Below are 18138 nucleotides of genomic sequence, written 5' to 3'. Positions count from 1 at the left end.
AGGGGAGTGAAATGGCTGCCTGCTCAATATTTTTTAAAGTTAAATACCCGTAACGGATCGTCACGGGTATTGGATGGCTAATTCATTGAATTTCATTCATTGTATGAACTGGGATACTTAGTCCTATTCATCGTATTATATTGAATATTCAAATAAAAATTGCCTTTGGGTGTTGTAAAATACAGATTCAGGCCCTCTTGTTCGTAGGGTCCGCAATCGACTTGGAACATCCCTTCAGGATCTAAGGTTACACTTACCTCATTTAACATCTTTCGGGGCTCTTTCTGTGTCTGTACACGTACTTTGAGCGTTTGACCGCCAAATTGTGTGAATTTCCCTTTAAGAGTGAGTGTACGATTTTCATGGAATTCCGCAAAGAATGTTCGGTCTTCCAGTACCACCGGATCAACATACACTTGTTTGGGAGGAAGTGCCGGTAAACTTGAATTAGGCGTTGTGCTAACCGGACGTCCCCGTAATTCATTAAGCTTGGGCCGCAAATACTGAAGGATCTGTGCAGCCTCAGCACGGGTAATCCATTCCCCCCCCTGATAGCCAAACACTGAAAGTTCAGTTTCACATCTTACGTAATCCTTACCAAGCACGAACCGCACAGCATCATTGTTTTTGTAATTTAGCCCGTCTGCCGCAGCAATAATCTCAGCAATTTTCAACCGGGTGATCCGACTATCTCTTGCGTTCAGATTGGATAGGCCATTAAGCGGGAAATTGCGTTCCTTGGCGATAAGGTAGGCGGCGTCAGCCCAATGCTTTGTTTTGGCAGGCTTATATGCATCAATATTGATGTTATTGGCTCTTAGCAGCATGGTCCAGAATTCAGCCTCGCTTACGGCGGCCTCAGGTTTGAAAAGCCCCTTTTCCGCTTCTGCCATAATGCCTGCTTGAAGAGCCCATTCAATAGCCGGCAACGCCTTGTTCCCCGTAATGTCTGTCAGCTTGCCCGGGTTCGTTGCAGGATAGACTTTTGTTTTTAATTTTGGATAGACTTTTACTTTTATTTGTGATGATACTGCCCCTGAAGATACGGTAAGGATGTAATCCCCAGGTTTGCCCCCCGTAATAACTCCGGCGTACGAGACATTTAAGCCATTTTTCTGATCAACAGAATACTTAACCTCACTGCCCGGCAGCACCTCTGCTGTTTCATCATCATATCCGCCTTCAGTCTGAAGCTGGATTTCCCCGCCTTCATTGAGCACGATTTCATTGTAGGCTGGTGTCAATTGGGTTAGGGCATGCCCTTTACCCGTTGTGAATGACCATACTTTGTTCAGGGTATCCACAGAACCTTCTATCTGATATTTCAGGGATACAGTGTACCTGTGATTCCCCTGTAAAATGGGCTTGGGAAAGAGATAAAGAACATTGCCCTTAACTTCATCATAATAAGGAATCTCTGTCCCCTTCTCATCGGTTATTAGTGCTGTATGCGAAGTCATGTTCTTATCAGTATTAGCAGAAATAATATAACCTGTATGTTTGACGGCAAACTGGCTAAGCGGGTCTGGAATTTCACCCCCATAGAAGCCGACAGGAACATTGGTCTGCTGATCGTAAGGGTACACGGTAATCCCCGCATGGATCTGCTGGCTCATTCCAGGACCTCCGGTATCCAAAACCGCTGTTCCTTGCGCCAGTCCAATTCCAATTTCAGTAAAAACGGGGTCCAGAATAATGGCACGGTGATAGGCGGTATCGAGCCAGCCTTGGATAGCTGATTTACTGCTGGGTTGACCAAAATGCATTACTTCCCCATAGCTGTACCCACTGTATCCCGATACCCAGCCAGCCGCCATCATCCGTTCAAAGGCCGACTTCCCCGTATATCCGGGCCTTCCCGAAATTTCAGAATGGGCACTTAGCCCTGGAAGATCTGACCGATTGGCATTATAGAATTCAGCATGCGCGATTGCTGCCTTGGTAATGGCTGCATTCAATTGAACGGGTGGAACACCGGCGCGGGCGCGCACCTCGTTGAGGAAGTTTAGACCTTCCAGCTGGTCTGAGGTATACTCAGCTCCCTCATTGGCAGCATCCGCTGCAACAGTTATACTGCTTACATTTAGTACGCCTGTACTTACAATCCCGGCGAGCAGGACGAAAAGAACGGCACACTGAATCAAGCGCACATGCTGGCTGTGGGCTGCCTGATTTCGTTTTTTTCTAACAAATAACATGCTTATCCCCCTTTTTATAAATATAATTATTCGACAATTTTCAATGTTTTCCTTTTATTATAATATTTAATTATAAAATTCCTTAGCAGCTCAGATTATTGTTATAGCCAGATTGTAACTCTTATGGAACAGCATAGATTCACCTATAAAGAGTGCTTCAAGGAAATATCACTCTGAAGCATGCACTGATCCGCTGTGTACTCTCGCTATACCTGTATTTCAGTTATACTCTCTGTTAAAATAGCAAGCGCCGGAACCCGCGGATACTCCCGCTTCCCGGCGCTTGCAGTAGGTGCACTCAGTCACTAGACGCTGTCAGTCTCCATTATTCTTCCCATACCACAGTGCAGAGGCGATTTATTTCATCCTCCGCCGGTTTGCTTAAGTGGACCTTGTGATATAAAAGCCAAAGAATAGAAATATACGGACTGAAGCCTGACAACAGATGATTCCGTTCGTCGTCATCCATAAAAGGCGGAATACTCTGGTAGCACGATCACTGCTTCTTCCAATTTATGAGCAAAAAGACACCAACAAGTTGTTAGTGTCTTGGTTTATAACTTCAACAATAAGGATCAAAGCTCACCGTTCAAGTTTTTTGACCTTCTCTAATTGCTGTGACCAGAAATCCGGCTGCGCGTAGCCGATGTATGAATAATCCAGTTCATCACCCTGCGGAGTGGCTAATTGAATGAGCAATACCTTTTTGAGATCAAAGGGACGCAGATCACCTGTTTTGATAGTTGCGACTTGAACGCCACCATGTTTGGGGGTACCTGTGACAACTACCTGATTGCCTTTGGTATACACAGCTGTAATCTCCGTTTGAAAAGCAATGATATACAGATCCAGATCCGTTTTGTTCTGGAACAGCGGGAATTGAATGCCTACATTTTGCTGGAAATCGTATTGGCTGGATAGACCAATGTCGTAGGTTGTAAATAACCGGTGGAGTGCGTATTGTATCCGCGTAGGCATGTAACTCCATCTTCCTCCACTATAGGTGCTATGCCAGTGTTTTTCGTACACAGGCCTCTGATAGAGAGGGTCATTCTTTATAATAAAGAAAGGAATCCTCGTGCCTTCATGTATTACTCTGGAAATGGACATTGTATCTGTAGGCTGGTGAGCCGCAGCCTCCGCTTCCTCTGGCGAGTTCATAATGGTAACGGGTTCGCGCGGCTCCAGGTGCTTCAGGCGAAATTTCAGCTGTTCCAGTTGTTTAGCGGTCTCTTCGGGATTACCGACCCCAGACTTTGGTAAATTTTGAGCATAAATAGTTATGGGGGATGTAGTAAACGCGAGTAACAGGGATAAGATTATTGCCGGACCTTTGCTTAATAATGGCATATGGACCACCTCATCCATAGCTTGTTCCCCGCTCCATGAATTTATGTAGGCTGAACGTAAGGTAACCTATTTAAATCCTGCACATAATACAACATTTCCCTAAATTAATCGGCCCAAATCCAAAATTGTTGTACAAAAGGCAGGATTTCTCCTTCTCCAAGCGGCCTAGCAGAATTATTGTTGTATTTCGTACAACAATCTTCCCTAGTACCCGGGTATCTACGCATCAAAGTTGCAAAACGTACAACAATTTTGTCTATAGCCTTTATTTGTCTATAGTGCTTACTAAAATGTATCCTACTGCCGATGTGTTTTCGCCCAGCCTATACTATTTATCAAACAACCCCAATAACCCATCCAGACGATCAATCACATGATCATAGCTGCTCACTTCGCCAAATCCGTAACTCGCGTACACAAAAGGAATCCCGGCAAAACACGCCGCCTTCATATCACCCTCCGTATCCCCCACATAAACAGGACTGCTTAAGTTATTCCGGTCCATCACCAGCTTGATGTTCTCGCCCTTGGATAGTCCCGTTCTGCCCGGATTCTCGTAGTCTATGAAATACTTCTGCAGCTGATGGTATTCATAAAAAGCCTCAATATACCCCGCCTGGCAGTTGCTCACGATGAACAGCTTATATTTTGCCGACAACGCCTTGAGCACTTCTTCCAGCCCTTCATACAGCCTTCCGCCTTGCTTCGCCAGACTAAGACACTCTACTTCACAGCATTCTCTGAGAATTCTCTGCTGGGTGTCCTCATCGATATTCGGGAACAGCTTCCGGCCAGCCTCATCTACCTGCAGACCCATGATTCCCTGTAAATCTTCCTTGGTTACTCCGTTCACAACGCCTTGGTAATTGCTGAGCACACTATTCCATCCCACCACTACTACATCCGAAGAATCCCATAACGTGCCATCCAGATCAAAAATAATGCTGTCCATTCCACTTCTCCTAACGTTCAGTTCGTAGTTGCTGCTGCGGCCGGGCCCAAATCAAATGAATCATATTCAGCGAGTAGCTCTCTACCTTACTAATCTGCATCCCGGACTCCCGGACCAGTCCAATAATATCCCGGGTGTGATGGCATCCATAGACACGGTACAGCAGCGGATTCAGTGCCCGTTGCAGCGTTGACACCACGAAGTTAGAACTGATTCCATGCTCCAAAAACAGGATAGTTCCGTCCGGCTTACACCAGCGGTTAATCTTCTTCAGCATCTCCAGGGGATTCTGATAGCTGCAACAGGATAACGTAGAAACAATAGTATCGAAGGATTGCCCGGGGAAGCTCATTTCTTCCATATCTGCACATACAAAATTGGCGTTCACGTGGTAATGTCCTGCTGCCTGCTGCGCTTTCTCAAGCATTGCGCTGCTGAAATCCGCTGCAGTAATCCTGACCTCCCTGGGATAGTAAGGGAAGTTAGCCCCCGCCCCCACTGCCAGCTCAAGCACATCTCCTTGTGCCTGGCCTATAAGATTCCGGCGCCAGCGCTGCTGTTTGGGATCTTCTCTTTTGCGGGCATAGTCTGTGGCCTGTTTATCAAAAATACGGATCAGCTTCTGCTTATCCATCTGCGCCGGTCACCCCATTCATTAATAGAGTCGTTTCTCGTAGCTCTCCTGTATGCCTTGCCGGACTACTTCCACAGTAAACTCGGCAGAATTCACATGATCCGCGATAATCGCCGGAGCAGACGGAAGCGAGGCTTCTGCGGGCCAGGAGCCGCTGTCCCAGAGCTGCGATCTTTTAAAAGCCTTGGCACAATGCATATAGCATTCCTCCACCTTCACACCAATTCCCAAGGTTGGCCGTTTATCCCGGACCCTCATCCTATCCAGAATAGCCTCATCTCTGATCACGTAAGCTTGCCCGTTAATCCGCAGGGTCTCTTCAAGCCCCGGGATGATAAAAATCAGTCCTACATTGGGGTTAGCGAGGATATTTAGCAAGGAATCAAATCTGCGGTTGCCCGGCCGCTCCGGAATCACCAAATGACCGTCATCCAGCACCACTACCGATCCGGGTGCATCCCCGCGTGGAGAGACATCGCAAGAGCCGTGTTCATCTGCGGTGGACAGGAATAACAGCGGTGACATAGCGATAAAATTGCGGCAATTATGATCCAGATGATGGATCGATTTACGCTTCACCACCTCACTGGGATAGCCCAGGAGTTCTCTAAGCTCCGCTTCTGAAGTCAGAATTTCTGTAAAAGGATTATTCATCTAGCGTCCTCGATTCTTGTTTGGCTTCTATAAATATATTCTATACTCAGCGCCAGATCTTCATCCGCTCATCGAGGGTAGAAGTATGCAGTTCTAGCTGGATTCCATCCGGATCCAAGAAATTAACGGACCAGCCTACTCCACGCTGTATCGGGCCTCTTACAATGGTTACATTACTTTGCTTCAGGATGCCCACAGCATCATTGAAATCGTTCTCTGCGATATAAAAAGCCACATGATCCATCCCGGCAAATCCGTCTGCGTGTTCTCCGGCATCCATGCGTTCGACCAGGCAGACCCAGGCACTTCCCCACTCCAGATAAGCATCCGTTCTGCCTCGGTGTCTTAAGGTCATACCGAGAATGCCATGATAAAAATCCAGGGACGTCTGCAGGTTGCGAACATTGATTGTAATATGACTAAATCCGGTGACTTTCATTGCGGTGCCTCCTTTGTGGTTTAAAGGTTTAACTTTTCAGATGATTTTAGCACTTGTATACCATGTTCATAAACTCATAAGTGCTTCCGTTTGTATTCTGATTGTAGGTATTTGCTGCGGTAAACCCGGCTTTTAAATACACTTTGATAGCCCTGGTATTAAAGGTTGCTACAGCCAGGGTAATCTGTTCAGGATTGAAATTCACAGTAACATAATGCAGCACCGACTTCAGGAAAGCTTGCCCTGCGCCTCGCCCGGTTAGATCGGGTCTCATGCCTAAACCTATCTCAGAGGTATTACCCTCAATTTGAAGTATGGTAAAAAAGCCTATAAGTTCATCGTCTTGCGATACAGCGTATGTATGATCCCCACGTCCGGCCGGGTCCAGGAATTCGATTAAATCTTCCTCGTCCGAATCCATATCATAAAAAGAATATTTACCCGCATAATGCCAATGGTATGCAATATCATCAGCTTGAAGCTGTGTTAATGGTCTAATAACTACAGCCATCGCGTAAACCGTTTGTGCAACACTTCAATCTGATGCTGATCTGCCCATTCCTTCAGGTCCTCTATCCCTTGATCCTCTTTGGCTGAGAAACAGAAACAGTATTTGTATGGCACCAGCAAATTTGCTTTGGGCTTAACCGCTATTACGGGCTTAAAGTATCCTTTGATAAAAATCTTCTTAACCTTTCCCGCTTGTATCTCAATATTCTTGATCTGAAGGGCTTCAGGCTTAATCTCAATGACGAACACTCTGCTACATGTCACCAAGCGAAAAATTAATATCCCCATAATAATTCCACCTGCTATGATGAGTAAATAAATTAAGAAAAGATCGAATCGGTTAGATCTATTAAATAGTATTACTAAGTTTAGCCAGGATAATATCAGTAAAGTAAAGCTTATCGTCATCCCAATTTCAGCAGGACGTTTGCCTTTATGTCCAATCATCGTTTCCATTCATATCCCCCCGCTTTGGCGATAATAACAACCACTTGGATTCTTATTATAATACAGGAAAAAGATGGAACGCAGCAATCTGTCGTAACATTCTTTGACGGAATAGGCGAATCCCTTAATTTGCGTATTCTTTTTTTTGACTAACCGGGTATGAAACTATAAGATATATGGCATGAGAGTGATTTCAGATCAGGAGGGAAAGCCATGGAAGAGTTTGCAGAGTATTTAGCTAAAATTGATAATCCGGTACACCGCGCTGCGACGGAAGAGGTACTGACCTGGGTGATACAGGAATTCCCCCAATTAACGCCGAAAATTGCCTGGAACCAGCCGATGTTCACCGATCACGGAACTTATATTATCGGCTTCAGTGTATCCAAAGCGCATCTGGCTGTTGCTCCCGAGAAGGCGGGAATGGATCATTTTGCCGATGCCATTAAGCAGGCTGGCCTAGATCATACCAAGCTGCTGGTGCGGATGAAATGGACGAGCCCGGTTGATTACACCATACTCAGACAAATGATCGAGTACAACATTGCGGATAAGGCTGACTGTACAACTTTTTGGCGGGCATAGAAGCCAGCAAGGAAACACGGGGATCAGCCACGAAAAAAAGGACGTGCAGGATAGCACGTCCATCGTATGACATATCATTTTACAGGATAACCCCAGTGACAATCTTGCGGTGATCCGATACATAAGCTCTGAATTTATTCTCTTGCGCTGCATCCTGGAACGATTGCTTAGCAATGAACCAGTATTCCTGTTGACCGTGGAACAGTAAGTAATAGCCTTTATTCTCCCACACCCGGGTGAAGGAGCCCCATTTCATGATGGACTGGTCTACTTCCGGACTAAAGTTGATCCCTTCTGCATCGAACAGATATTCGAATTCCTTGTTGTACCTTGTATCTGCCGACAGTATCTTTGGCAGCAGCAAGGTACGCATAACCATCGACATAGCGATCGTAAGCACAAGCGTTATCGATATCCCGAGGAGTATAATGGATTCGTTCTTAACATATAGAATCATACAAACGGCTACAAACACCGCTTGAACCCCAATGGAGAGTATAGATTTCCACGAATGGAAATATAGTGCCCGCGCAACCTTTTGAATATGTTTCCCGTAATGAAAGCTGATTTTCTCCATCTTGTCACCCTTTATCTGTTCACTTAATAACCTCTAGTAGTATAGCATTCATTACACGAAACCCATAGCGGATTAAATAGCTTGCCGCCTTCTGCAGTCTACTTGGAGCTAGGCTCCACCGCCGGCACCGGTCCCAGCTTCACGAACAGCGTAGCAATCAGCGCGATTAGAAAACCGGTCGCACAGGCGATCAGGAAGCCGCCGAACCCGTCTCCCAGATAAGCAGGTAAAGTCGCCAAGCCCGGAAAAGCGAAAGAAATCGCCGACGATCCGAACATCCCGACCATTCCGCCTCCGATCGCTCCTGCGCAGCAGACAATGACCATCGGCTTGCGCAAGGGCAGATTCACACCGAACATCGCGGGCTCGGTCACTCCGAACAAAGCCGAAATGGACGCGGACAAGCATAAGGTTTTGAACTTCTTGTCTTTGGCTTTGATGAACACGGCGAGTGCCGCTCCTGCCTGTGCGAAGGAGGCCGGTCCCATCAGCGCGAGGATGGTATCCGAGCCATGTACGCTGATATTGTTGATTGCCAGCGGTACCAGACTCCAGTGCAATCCGAAGATAACCATCGGTTGAATAATCGCGCCAAGCACCATTCCCGCCCCTACCGAACTGAGTTTGTATACAGAGCGGTATCCTTCAGCAAGCACGTCTCCGGCAAGTGAGCCAATTGGACCGAACACCAGCAGTGTCACGGCGGACACCGTCACAATCGAGATCAGCGGGGTAAAAAACTCCCGGATCACCTCAGGCAATATTTTAACGCAGAATCGTTCTACATACACTAAGAGGCCTACCGCAAGGATGATCGGAATGGCGCTCGCAGGATAGTTAACGGGAGTAATACTCATCCCGAGAAATTGTATGATTTCCTGGTTGTCAAACAGCGTGGTCAGGCTCGGGTACAACAGCACCCCGGCAATCACAACAGCAGTAAAGGGGTTAGCCCCGAATTTGCGGGCGGCTGTAAACGCAAGCAGCAGCGGAAGATAGTAGAACAGACTGTCCGCCATCGCATTCAGCACCGTATACGTGCCTTCTGTCTTGCTGATGATCTCCAGTGCAACCGCGCCGGCGAGTAAACCCTTCATAATGCCTGCCGCACTAAGAATATTAACGATTGGAAGAAAGATTCCGGAAATGCCGTCAATGATGACATTGACTATACTTCTCCTGACTTGCTTCACAGGTATCTCCTCATGCTTCTCTTCCATATGTTCCTCCTGAACCTATACTTACATCTTGACATAAATGACCCGTAAGAAGGGGCACTTTGTTCAAAGCTGTCCTCTTACGGGTCACCGTCAGACCGGCGTTATTGCCGGCTTTTTAGAATACTTTTGTCGTCCACGATTCGCAGTTCCAGATATCCGTCACGATATCGCGGTAAAATTCAGGTTCATGGGAAATCAGCAGGATGCTGCCTTTATAAGCTTTGAGCGCACGCTGCAGCTCTTCCTTGGCATCTACATCGAGATGGTTGGTAGGCTCATCCAGTACAAGCAGGTTGCTATCACGGTTGATCAGCTTGCACAAACGTACTTTGGCTTTCTCGCCGCCGCTTAAGACCGCAATCTTGCTCTCGATATGCTTGGTCGTCAGGCCGCATTTGGCCAGTGCCGCCCGGATTTCAAATTGGGAGTAGGACGGGAACTCGTTCCAGATCTCTTCAATACAGGTGTTGTAATTCGATTCCTTCATTTCCTGTTCGAAATAGCCGATCTCCAGCAGATCACCGAGTCTGACCGAGCCTGAAATGGCTTGAATCTGGCCGAGAATGCTGCGCAGCAGCGTCGTTTTACCGATCCCGTTCGCACCGACAAGGGCTATTTTTTGTCCCCGCTCCATGCTCAGATCAAGCGGTCTGGACAATGGGGAATCGTAGCCGATCACCAGATCCTTCGCTTCAAAAATCACCTTACCGGAGGTCCGGCCCTGCTTGAAGTTAAATTGCGGCTTCGGCTTCTCCTTGGCAATCTCGATGACATCCATCTTATCCAGCTTCTTCTGCCGGGACATTGCCATATTCCGGGTAGCTACGCTGGCCTTATTGCGCGCAACGAAGTCCTTCAGATCGGCGATTTCCTGCTGCTGGCGTTTGAAGGCCGATTCCAGCTGCGATTTCTTTGCTTCGTACACCTGCTGGAAATACTCATAATCGCCCACATAACGTGACAGCGACTGATTCTCCATATGATAGATCAGGTTAATTACGCTGTTCAGGAACGGAATGTCATGCGAAATAAGAATGAAGGCATTCTCGTAATCCAGCAAATAACGCTTCAGCCAGTTGATATGCTGTTCATCCAGATAGTTCGTAGGCTCATCGAGCAGCAGGATGTCCGGCTTCTCCAGCAGCAGCTTAGCCAGCAGAACCTTGGTCCGTTGACCGCCGCTGAGATCGTTAACGTCTTTGTCCAGACCGATGTCGGTAAGACCCAGCCCGCGGGCCGTTTCATCGATTTTGGCATCGATCATATAGAAATCCTGGCTGGTCAGCATGTCCTGAATCGTTCCGACATCCTCCAGCAGCTGCTCCAGCTCCTCCGGGGTAACCTCACCCATCTTGCCGTACATATCGTTCATCTCTTGTTCCATATCGAACAGATATTGGAAGGCTCCGCGCAGAACATCACGGATGGATTGTCCCTGCTGAAGTACAGCATGCTGATCCAGATAACCGGCGCGCATGCGTTTCGCCCATTCCACTTTGCCTTCGTCCGGCTGCAGCTTGCCGGTAATGATATTCATGAAGGTCGATTTACCTTCACCGTTGGCACCAATCAGACCGATATGCTCGCCCTTCAGCAGGCGGAAGGATACATCGGTGAATATGGCCCGGTCTCCGAACCCGTGACTCAGCTTTTCTACATTTAATATGCTCATGAAATTAACACCTTTTCCTTTATTCTATATTCTCGTCATATTATAAAGGCTAAAGCGCCACAACTCCAGACGGTTTGCAAAAAAAAGGCGAAAAAACACTAACATGACGTTAGTGTCTACTTACGCTATGACCTCTCTTGGAACATAAGCATAGTTCTTGGCTCAATCCAGGCATTTGGCGAAAAGCTCTGTTAACTGGATGCCTCTGTGCCAATCTGTTCCTCCATCTTCGATCGTCCAGCATGCCTCAAGCACGCCTCGTACCACGCCCCACATTGCGATTCGGCGAGGGTCCAAGCCAAGACGGCCGGCCATAATCGCAATCCGGCCCCGAAGTGCCTGCTCGCAATCGCCACCCCGATCCATATAGTTAAGCAGATACTGTACAGTATCAAAATGAACGTCACCGATGATGCCCTTGGGATCAATAACAACCCATTGCTCTTCTCCTTGGCGGAGGATGTTGTCATGATGCAGATCACCGTGCAGCAGATAATTCTCTTCCGTGGTGTTAATGAGATACACCAGACATTCTTCGGCATTCTCCACCCAGCTCTCAGGCAGCGGCGCTGCAGCGTTCCCATCGTCGAATCGCTCACGGTATCGCTCTATGGCCGCGAAGTGCTGCTTCATAGACGGGTACCGGCTGCCGGCTGGTGCAGGAAGCTGAAGACGCTGAAATACTTCACAAAAGATATTCGTCGCCTTCGCATCATCCTCAATCGCAGACAACGGCGTGCCCGGGTCAGCTCCCTCCAGCAGAGCAATCCCCCAATCTTCGTCTGCTTCCAGTACACGAATCGCCCCCCGGCCCTCATAGGCACGAAGTATACTAACTTCCTTAGAAAGCTCCTCCTTCATGAAGGATAATTTTAGGACTGCCGGCTTCCCGTTACTGAGCTTTGCCCGGAGTACAAAGTTATAGGATAAATTGGAAAAGGGAGCTTCCGGACTAATGCCGAAGCGGTCTGCACAGTCGGTAATCAGATCAGGCAGCGCCTCCGCCCATGCTACGCCCTGCTTACCGTAGAGTTCGTGCATTCTTTTGGTAAAAGGTTCAGGTATTACAATCATGCCGCAACGGCTCCTTTCAGTCATGTAGCCAGTCTGCTCTCCATTCCGCTTGGGTCAACTCATAATCGATAAAACTCTGCCTTTCTCCAAGCTGATCTGTCCACGCATCCGTTCGTACCGCAATTTTCCAGAAGCCGAGTTTCTCATATACATGCTGTGCTCTGGTGTTCTTAAGATTGGTATCGAGGATGATTGTGTGATATCCCGGAACCTCAAATAAATAACGGATAAGCATCGTTAGAAACCGGGGCCCCGCTCCTTTATTCTGCTCTTTGAAATCGCAGATTTTGATACCGATCTCTGCCACACGGTCTGCAGCTGCGCTGTAACTCATCTCCCCCACCGGAACGCCGCTGATCTCCAGGATCAAACGGCCTTGCCGTTCCGGGTCCGCCCCGCTCTGCAGTTTGCTTCGTACCTCTTGTTCAGTAGTGCCTATTCCATGGGGAAAACCGGCGTGCGCCATAATCCTCCCGTCGTTCCACCAGCTGCATAACAGCTTTGCATCGCCTATAGCCGCATCCCGGATGACCAGGTTCCCTTTGTGCAGATACATTTCTTCCCCTCTGTTCCTTCAGCCCTGAATAATCGCAAGCTCATTATATCATGCAACCATTTCCAGATTAAGGGAGGGTTTCGTTATACATAAACTATACGGAGTTGAAGTTCACTAAGCTCTAATCAAGCGCTATGGTCATGTTCAGATACAGATACAGAAGCAGCAGCACGTAAGCAAGCGTGACTCCCCCGGCGGTATAATCCATCCGCGATAATCTTAGCTCTCTATAAGAAGTGCGGCCCCTTCCAGTCCCATAGGCTCTTGCATCGATTGTCATTGCCAGCTGCTCCGCCCGTTGAACCGTTATTATTAGCAGGGGAACCACCAATGACAAATATGCAAATACCCGCTTATGTCCTTTGATTGCTATAATGTCATACCCTCTGGCTCTTTGCGCCAGCATAATGCGGTCCACCTCTTGAATAATTGTCGGGATGAAGCGGACTGCAATTACGAGCATCAATGCGATAGCCTCTACCGGGACTCCCCGGCGGGATAACGGCTTAAGCAGTTGTTCCAGGCCTTTTGCCAGATCCAGCGGCTTGGTCGTCAAGGTCAGCAGCGAAGCAAGCGACACGAGCAAGAGAATACGCCAGACAACGAAGAGGCCCTTCTCTATTCCTGCTTCTGTCACTTGAACGGCCGAACCCGGCCAGAGTGGCGTTCCCGGGGTAAAGAAGAGATGGTATACAAAAGTAAAGGACAGGATAAGCACAACCGGCTTTAATCCTCTAAGTAAATTCCGCAGCGGAACTCTGGACAACAGCAGCTGGCTTCCCACAAAGACAGACGCTATAGCATATCCGCCATAATTATTGAGTAAAAGAGAGCAAATTGTAAAGGTTAGCATGCTTAACAGCTTGGTACGGGGGTCTAGCCGGTGGAGTACTGAATCTGAAGGGATATACTGGCCCAGCAGGATGTTATCCTTCATGCTGAAGACCTCTGGACTGCCAGACGTTCCTCACAAGCTGCATAATATCTTCTTCCCTGCAACTCGCCGGTGTAAGAGTCCGTCCGGAAATCCCCTCAATGAATCTTAAGAGCTGTATGGGCTCCGGCAAAGGCAACCGGGCTTGCTCCAACAAAGCTGCACGCTTCAGAAATAACTCATTTGCCACCAAATGGGCTAATAAGCGTCCCTTCTGGAAGACCATCACCTCGTCCGAATAGTCGGCAACCTCCTCAAGCTGATGAGAGATGAGCAGTACTGTCCGGTTCTTCTCCCTCTGCCATACCTGGAGCTGCTTCAGCAGCGCTGTCCTGTGCACGGAATCAAGTCCGGCGGTGGGCTCATCCAGAATAAGGAGCTCCGGCTCCGTAATCAGCACGGAAGCGACAGCGACAAGCCGCTTAAGCCCCCCGCTAAGCTGGAACGGCTTCTCCTGGAGAAGATCCGCCGGGAGTCCCAGCTGCTCCATAACCGTCTTGACCGCTGCTTCCACTTTCCCCGGTGATTCCCCCTTTACGGTGAGACCAAAGGCAAGCTCTTTATAAACCGTCGTTGCGAAAAGCTGCTGCTCCGGATATTGAAATACATAACCGATCTGCGGGACGGCCTTCATATTCCCTTTACTGTCCCTGGGCAGAGGTTGGCGTTCATGCGTATATTCGCCTCTGTAGAAAGGAACCAGCCCCTTCATTACTTTGGCAAAGGTCGATTTCCCTGCCCCGGTATGGCCAATTACCGAAATCCATTTCCCCTCCTGAAGCGTGCAGCTTACGGATTGAAGGATCTCTACCCCGTTCAACTTTACACTTACGTCATTTAACTCGTAGCCCATAAGGCAGACACCGTCTCCTTCCAATCCGCACGCAGGGGGGCTTTCAATCCGAGCGCTTGATGTAGTCTTACCGCAAAAGGGGGAGAGAGCTGATGCTCTGTAATGGATACGCTGCTAAACAAGGCGGAGGGTGATCCGTCAAAAGCAATTTCTCCTCTGCTCAGAAGCAGAACACGGTCAGAGGAAAGAATCTCATCCATATGATGCGTGATCTGAATAATGGTCTTACCCTGCCGGTGAAGGGAGTTCATCAGCTCGAGGATGTCTCTTCTTCCCTGCGGATCGAGCATGGAGGTCGCTTCATCAAAGATGATTATCGAAGGTTCCATTGCCACAACGGCAGCAACAGCAACCCGCTGTTTCTGGCCGCCTGACAGTTGATGCGGCATGGCTTCCGCATAATCTTCCATGTGAACTGCTTGCAGAGCCATATTCGCCCGCCCGGCCATATCAGCTCTCGGCACGCGCAGATTCTCCAGTCCGAATATCACTTCATCCAGAACAGATGTTGTGATGAACTGATCGTCGGGATTTTGAAATACCAGTCCGGCCTGCTCCCGAATCTTCCCAAGGTCATCAGGATTCCGTGTATTCCATTGGTCCAGCATTACTTTTCCGTCTCTTGGCTGCAGGAGCCCGTTCATTAACTTGGCGAGCGTGGACTTTCCGCTTCCGTTCCCTCCAATGATGGAGAGGAATTCACCTTGGCGGATTCCAAAGCTTAGCTGGTGAAGAACCGGATTCCCGCTCCGGTAATAATAATCGACCTGATCAAATACAAGCATCTGCCCCGCGCTCCCTCCGCTGTTTACTTATTTCAAAAAAATCTTCCGGCGCAGAAGTAACTGTAGCAAGCGGCCGTGGCTTCTCCCAAGGTGTAATCTGCTGTCCGTTAATGCCGAACACTTGCCCCGTCAGCTCCGGGTCCTTGTGATCCAGAAGCGCACGCACGAACCGGGCCACATCGTCCGCTTCACCCAAGCTCCATGCCTCAGGAAGCGGCTCATTAAGCTGTGCATATTTTTCTGTCAAATGTTGAATCACCGGCCGGGTCATATCGGTTAAGGCAGCAGGAGCAATGCCGTTAACCCTGATCCGCTTGACCTTCAGTTCATCAGCAAGCGTCCACAGCATCCCGAGAAGTCCGGCCTTGGCCGCACTGTAATTGACCTGTCCCGGCGAACCGGTGAGTCCCGCAGTTGAGGTCAGCAGCAGGATATCGCCTCCGTCCCGGCTCAGATGGGCAATTGCACGCCGGATGCAGTAGAAAGCCCCATTTAAATGAACATCCAGAACGGACTGCCATTCCCGGTCTGTCATGAATCCGCATTTGCGGTCATGAATGATGCCTGCGTTATGAATTAAAATATCCAGGGAACCCATCTTCCCGGTCACTTCGTCCATCATTGCCGTAACGGCAACGGGATCGGCAACATTGGCACAGAATCCCTCCGCGAAGCCGCCTGTCCCCCGGATGTCCTCGACTACTTGCTTAACACTCTCGCCATTTAAACCATTAACGGCGACCTGATATCCGCAGCGTCCCAGTTCAATAGCCATGCTTCGTCCAATCCCTCTGGTTGCCCCTGTAATCAATACCGTCTTCATATATCCATGATCCCCTTTACAACGCAAAAAGAGCCTTTAGCGATGATATCCCCGTGATCTGTCACTATCGTTACCTGGATCTGATCATGCTTCAAATCGTTATACCGGAAGCATACGGCTGAGCCTTGAACACACGGCTGCTCAAACCGCATAGTAATGGACTTAATCCAATGGGAACGGTGTTCTTTCATATATAAAGACTGCGCCAGCCCCATGATATACATTCCATGGGCAATGGGAGCCTCGTAACCCGCTTCTCTTGCGGCTGCGGCATTCAGATGAATCGCTGCCTCATCCTTGGTGACAGCAGCATATTGCCGGATATCCGCCTCAGAGATCCTGATTCTCATATCATTCACCTCTCCCGATCAAGACGGTTTCTGCTACAGCGATGGGGCTGCCCCGGTGACAGCAGAATAGAGAATGGGTATAGAAAGTCAGCACGCCGCTCCGGCCGTTTTTGTGCTCTACAGCAAGTAAGGTTAGTTCGCAATTCAGATTCATACCCGCCATCAGCGGAGCATGATAAGTAAACTGCTGCGTTCCGTGAATCATTGCCGCTTTCAGGGGAAGCCAGGGGACATCTGCTGTCTTCCAGAATGTGACCGGCATAGTCGAAGGAGCAACGGCTGCTCCTCCTATTCTCTGTAGGGGCGAAGCTATGCTGTGTGCATATTGCACGATATTTCCCGTCGTGAGCTGAACCTGAAAGCGGATCTTGTTCATATAACCGCCTCCATCAGAACGGCCAGCCCCATCCCGCCGCCAATGCCAAGTGTAGCTATCCCCCGTTTGTAGGGGGTTTGCAGCATCTCCGAATATAGACGCGTCATAAGGATCGCACCGGATGCGCCGTAAGGATGACCTAGAGCTAACGCGCCTCCACCGGGATTAACCTTATCTGCTGGAAGCTGAAGCTCCTGCAGTGATGCTAATACCTGAGCGGCAAAAGCTTCATTAAATTCAACGATATCCACATCTCCGATGGTCAGACCCTGGCGGCATAACAGTTTCCGGACCGCCGGAACCGGTCCGATCCCCGGATAACGGGGGTCCACTCCGGCAGCCTGAGAGTCAACAAAACGGAGGATGGGCGTCAGGTTAAGCTGTTCACACTTGTCACGCGACATGATGAGCACCAGAGCGGCACCGTCATTAATAGGACAGGCATTCCCGGCAGTCACAGTGCCATTCTCCGCAAATACAGGCGGCAGGCTGCGCAGCTTCCCCAGGCTTGTATCCGGTCTCGGACATTCATCCTCTGCAATCCGTAAACCGTTGAATTGCAGCGGTACAAGCTCCGGTACATATCTGCCTGTACTTTGAGCCCGGACGGCTTTCAGGTGGCTCTCCAGCGCATACAGATCCTGCGCTTCACGGGTAATCCCGTATTTGGACGCCACATTCTCTGCAGCAAGCCCCATGTCAGGATCTCCGTAAGCAATGGGTGTGAACGGTGCGCGTGTATATAAGGTTGGCGTCCCCGCCAGCGTGCCGGGTCTGAACATTCGCCAAGGCGCCCGGCTTACACTTTCGGCTCCGCCTGCCAGGAATATCTCTCCGGCACCGCTCTGAACGAGGCGGGCCGCCATGATGATGGCTTCAAGCCCTGAACCGCATTGACGGTCGACTGTGACTCCCGGTACCGTAACAGGCAATCCTGCTTCAAGCACAGACTTACGGGCAATATTCCCGCCAGGTCCCACTACATTGCCGATGATGACATCATCAATCCATTCCGGCGGCAGCTGTGCTTCAGTAACGAGGAGGCGAATCAGCGGGGCAAGCAGCTGCTCCGGTTCGAGCGAGCTTAGCTGTCCACCGATTTTGCCGACAGGTGTACGCCTGGCCATAACCAGCACGGCCTCTTTGATT

Annotated in this window: 21 protein-coding genes; 1 reads left to right on the top strand and 20 read right to left on the bottom strand. The window is 49.2% G+C overall.

Annotated elements, in window-relative coordinates; genetic code table 11:
• Window positions 1-92: 92 nt before the first annotated feature.
• The 8 genes from MHI42_RS34560 to MHI42_RS34525 form a co-directional block, all read right to left on the bottom strand.
• Window positions 93-2198: a CAP domain-containing protein gene (locus tag MHI42_RS34560; RefSeq protein ID WP_342422118.1), complete on the bottom strand. Its 2106-nt coding sequence runs from the start codon at window positions 2196-2198 to the stop codon at window positions 93-95.
• Between the two features lie 582 nt (window positions 2199-2780).
• Complete coding sequence (locus tag MHI42_RS34555) at window positions 2781-3566, bottom strand: hypothetical protein (protein WP_342422117.1); 786 nt, start codon at window positions 3564-3566, stop codon at window positions 2781-2783.
• 310 nt (window positions 3567-3876) lie between these two features.
• The gene (locus MHI42_RS34550) at window positions 3877-4500 is read right to left on the bottom strand and encodes an HAD family hydrolase (protein ID WP_342422116.1); all 624 of its coding nucleotides are present in this window, start codon (window positions 4498-4500) and stop codon (window positions 3877-3879) included.
• Between the two features lie 10 nt (window positions 4501-4510).
• The gene (locus tag MHI42_RS34545) at window positions 4511-5134 is read right to left on the bottom strand and encodes a class I SAM-dependent methyltransferase (protein ID WP_342422115.1); all 624 of its coding nucleotides are present in this window, start codon (window positions 5132-5134) and stop codon (window positions 4511-4513) included.
• 21 nt (window positions 5135-5155) lie between these two features.
• Window positions 5156-5788 carry a pyridoxamine 5'-phosphate oxidase family protein gene (locus MHI42_RS34540; RefSeq protein WP_171716167.1) on the bottom strand — a complete coding sequence of 211 codons (633 nt, stop codon included), beginning with the start codon at window positions 5786-5788 and terminating at the stop codon, window positions 5156-5158.
• 46 nt (window positions 5789-5834) lie between these two features.
• The gene (locus MHI42_RS34535; RefSeq protein WP_342422114.1) at window positions 5835-6227 is read right to left on the bottom strand and encodes a VOC family protein; all 393 of its coding nucleotides are present in this window, start codon (window positions 6225-6227) and stop codon (window positions 5835-5837) included.
• 46 nt (window positions 6228-6273) lie between these two features.
• Window positions 6274-6738, bottom strand: coding sequence for a GNAT family N-acetyltransferase (locus tag MHI42_RS34530; RefSeq protein WP_342422113.1), 465 nt, complete (start codon window positions 6736-6738; stop codon window positions 6274-6276).
• Window positions 6729-7193, bottom strand: coding sequence for a hypothetical protein (locus MHI42_RS34525; protein ID WP_342422112.1), 465 nt, complete (start codon window positions 7191-7193; stop codon window positions 6729-6731). The genes MHI42_RS34530 and MHI42_RS34525 overlap by 10 nt, the downstream gene beginning before the upstream one ends.
• A 204-nt stretch (window positions 7194-7397) precedes the next feature.
• Here MHI42_RS34525 and MHI42_RS34520 point away from each other — a divergent pair, with 204 nt between their 5' ends.
• Window positions 7398-7769 carry an iron chaperone gene (locus MHI42_RS34520; protein ID WP_342422111.1) on the top strand — a complete coding sequence of 124 codons (372 nt, stop codon included), beginning with the start codon at window positions 7398-7400 and terminating at the stop codon, window positions 7767-7769.
• A gap of 79 nt (window positions 7770-7848) precedes the next feature.
• Here the strand turns inward: MHI42_RS34520 and MHI42_RS34515 are convergent, their stop codons facing one another.
• The 12 genes from MHI42_RS34515 to MHI42_RS34460 form a co-directional block, all read right to left on the bottom strand.
• Window positions 7849-8346 carry a YcxB family protein gene (locus MHI42_RS34515; RefSeq protein WP_342422110.1) on the bottom strand — a complete coding sequence of 166 codons (498 nt, stop codon included), beginning with the start codon at window positions 8344-8346 and terminating at the stop codon, window positions 7849-7851.
• A gap of 98 nt (window positions 8347-8444) precedes the next feature.
• Window positions 8445-9566, bottom strand: coding sequence for a PTS transporter subunit EIIC (locus MHI42_RS34510; protein WP_342422109.1), 1122 nt, complete (start codon window positions 9564-9566; stop codon window positions 8445-8447).
• Between the two features lie 115 nt (window positions 9567-9681).
• Entirely contained in the window at window positions 9682-11238 is a 1557-nt protein-coding gene (locus tag MHI42_RS34505; protein WP_042138297.1) for an ABC-F family ATP-binding cassette domain-containing protein, read from the bottom strand.
• A gap of 162 nt (window positions 11239-11400) precedes the next feature.
• Window positions 11401-12312, bottom strand: a complete 912-nt coding sequence (locus tag MHI42_RS34500; RefSeq protein WP_342422108.1) for an aminoglycoside phosphotransferase family protein — start codon at window positions 12310-12312, stop codon at window positions 11401-11403.
• Between the two features lie 16 nt (window positions 12313-12328).
• Window positions 12329-12868: a GNAT family protein gene (locus tag MHI42_RS34495; RefSeq protein WP_342422107.1), complete on the bottom strand. Its 540-nt coding sequence runs from the start codon at window positions 12866-12868 to the stop codon at window positions 12329-12331.
• 121 nt (window positions 12869-12989) lie between these two features.
• Window positions 12990-13805: an energy-coupling factor transporter transmembrane protein EcfT gene (locus tag MHI42_RS34490; RefSeq protein WP_342422106.1), complete on the bottom strand. Its 816-nt coding sequence runs from the start codon at window positions 13803-13805 to the stop codon at window positions 12990-12992.
• A complete protein-coding gene (locus tag MHI42_RS34485) occupies window positions 13795-14655 on the bottom strand; it encodes an ATP-binding cassette domain-containing protein (protein ID WP_342422104.1) in 861 nt (286 codons plus the stop codon). The genes MHI42_RS34490 and MHI42_RS34485 overlap by 11 nt, the downstream gene beginning before the upstream one ends.
• Complete coding sequence (locus MHI42_RS34480) at window positions 14640-15440, bottom strand: ATP-binding cassette domain-containing protein (protein WP_342422103.1); 801 nt, start codon at window positions 15438-15440, stop codon at window positions 14640-14642. The genes MHI42_RS34485 and MHI42_RS34480 overlap by 16 nt, the downstream gene beginning before the upstream one ends.
• Window positions 15427-16263 carry an SDR family NAD(P)-dependent oxidoreductase gene (locus MHI42_RS34475; RefSeq protein ID WP_342422102.1) on the bottom strand — a complete coding sequence of 279 codons (837 nt, stop codon included), beginning with the start codon at window positions 16261-16263 and terminating at the stop codon, window positions 15427-15429. The genes MHI42_RS34480 and MHI42_RS34475 overlap by 14 nt, the downstream gene beginning before the upstream one ends.
• Entirely contained in the window at window positions 16260-16613 is a 354-nt protein-coding gene (locus MHI42_RS34470) for a MaoC/PaaZ C-terminal domain-containing protein (protein WP_336101837.1), read from the bottom strand. The genes MHI42_RS34475 and MHI42_RS34470 overlap by 4 nt, the downstream gene beginning before the upstream one ends.
• Before the next feature lies 1 nt (window position 16614).
• The gene (locus MHI42_RS34465; RefSeq protein ID WP_342422101.1) at window positions 16615-16989 is read right to left on the bottom strand and encodes a MaoC family dehydratase N-terminal domain-containing protein; all 375 of its coding nucleotides are present in this window, start codon (window positions 16987-16989) and stop codon (window positions 16615-16617) included.
• Window positions 16986-18137: a thiolase family protein gene (locus tag MHI42_RS34460; protein WP_342424855.1), complete on the bottom strand. Its 1152-nt coding sequence runs from the start codon at window positions 18135-18137 to the stop codon at window positions 16986-16988. Before MHI42_RS34460 ends, MHI42_RS34465 begins: the two co-directional genes overlap by 4 nt.
• Window position 18138: the final 1 nt, after the last annotated feature.

This window comes from Paenibacillus sp. FSL E2-0178, from assembly GCF_038593005.1.
GTDB classification, from domain to species: domain Bacteria; phylum Bacillota; class Bacilli; order Paenibacillales; family Paenibacillaceae; genus Paenibacillus_AQ; species Paenibacillus_AQ phytohabitans.
Note: the sequence above shows the minus strand (reverse complement) of the source record. Positions and strands in the feature narration are given on the sequence as shown.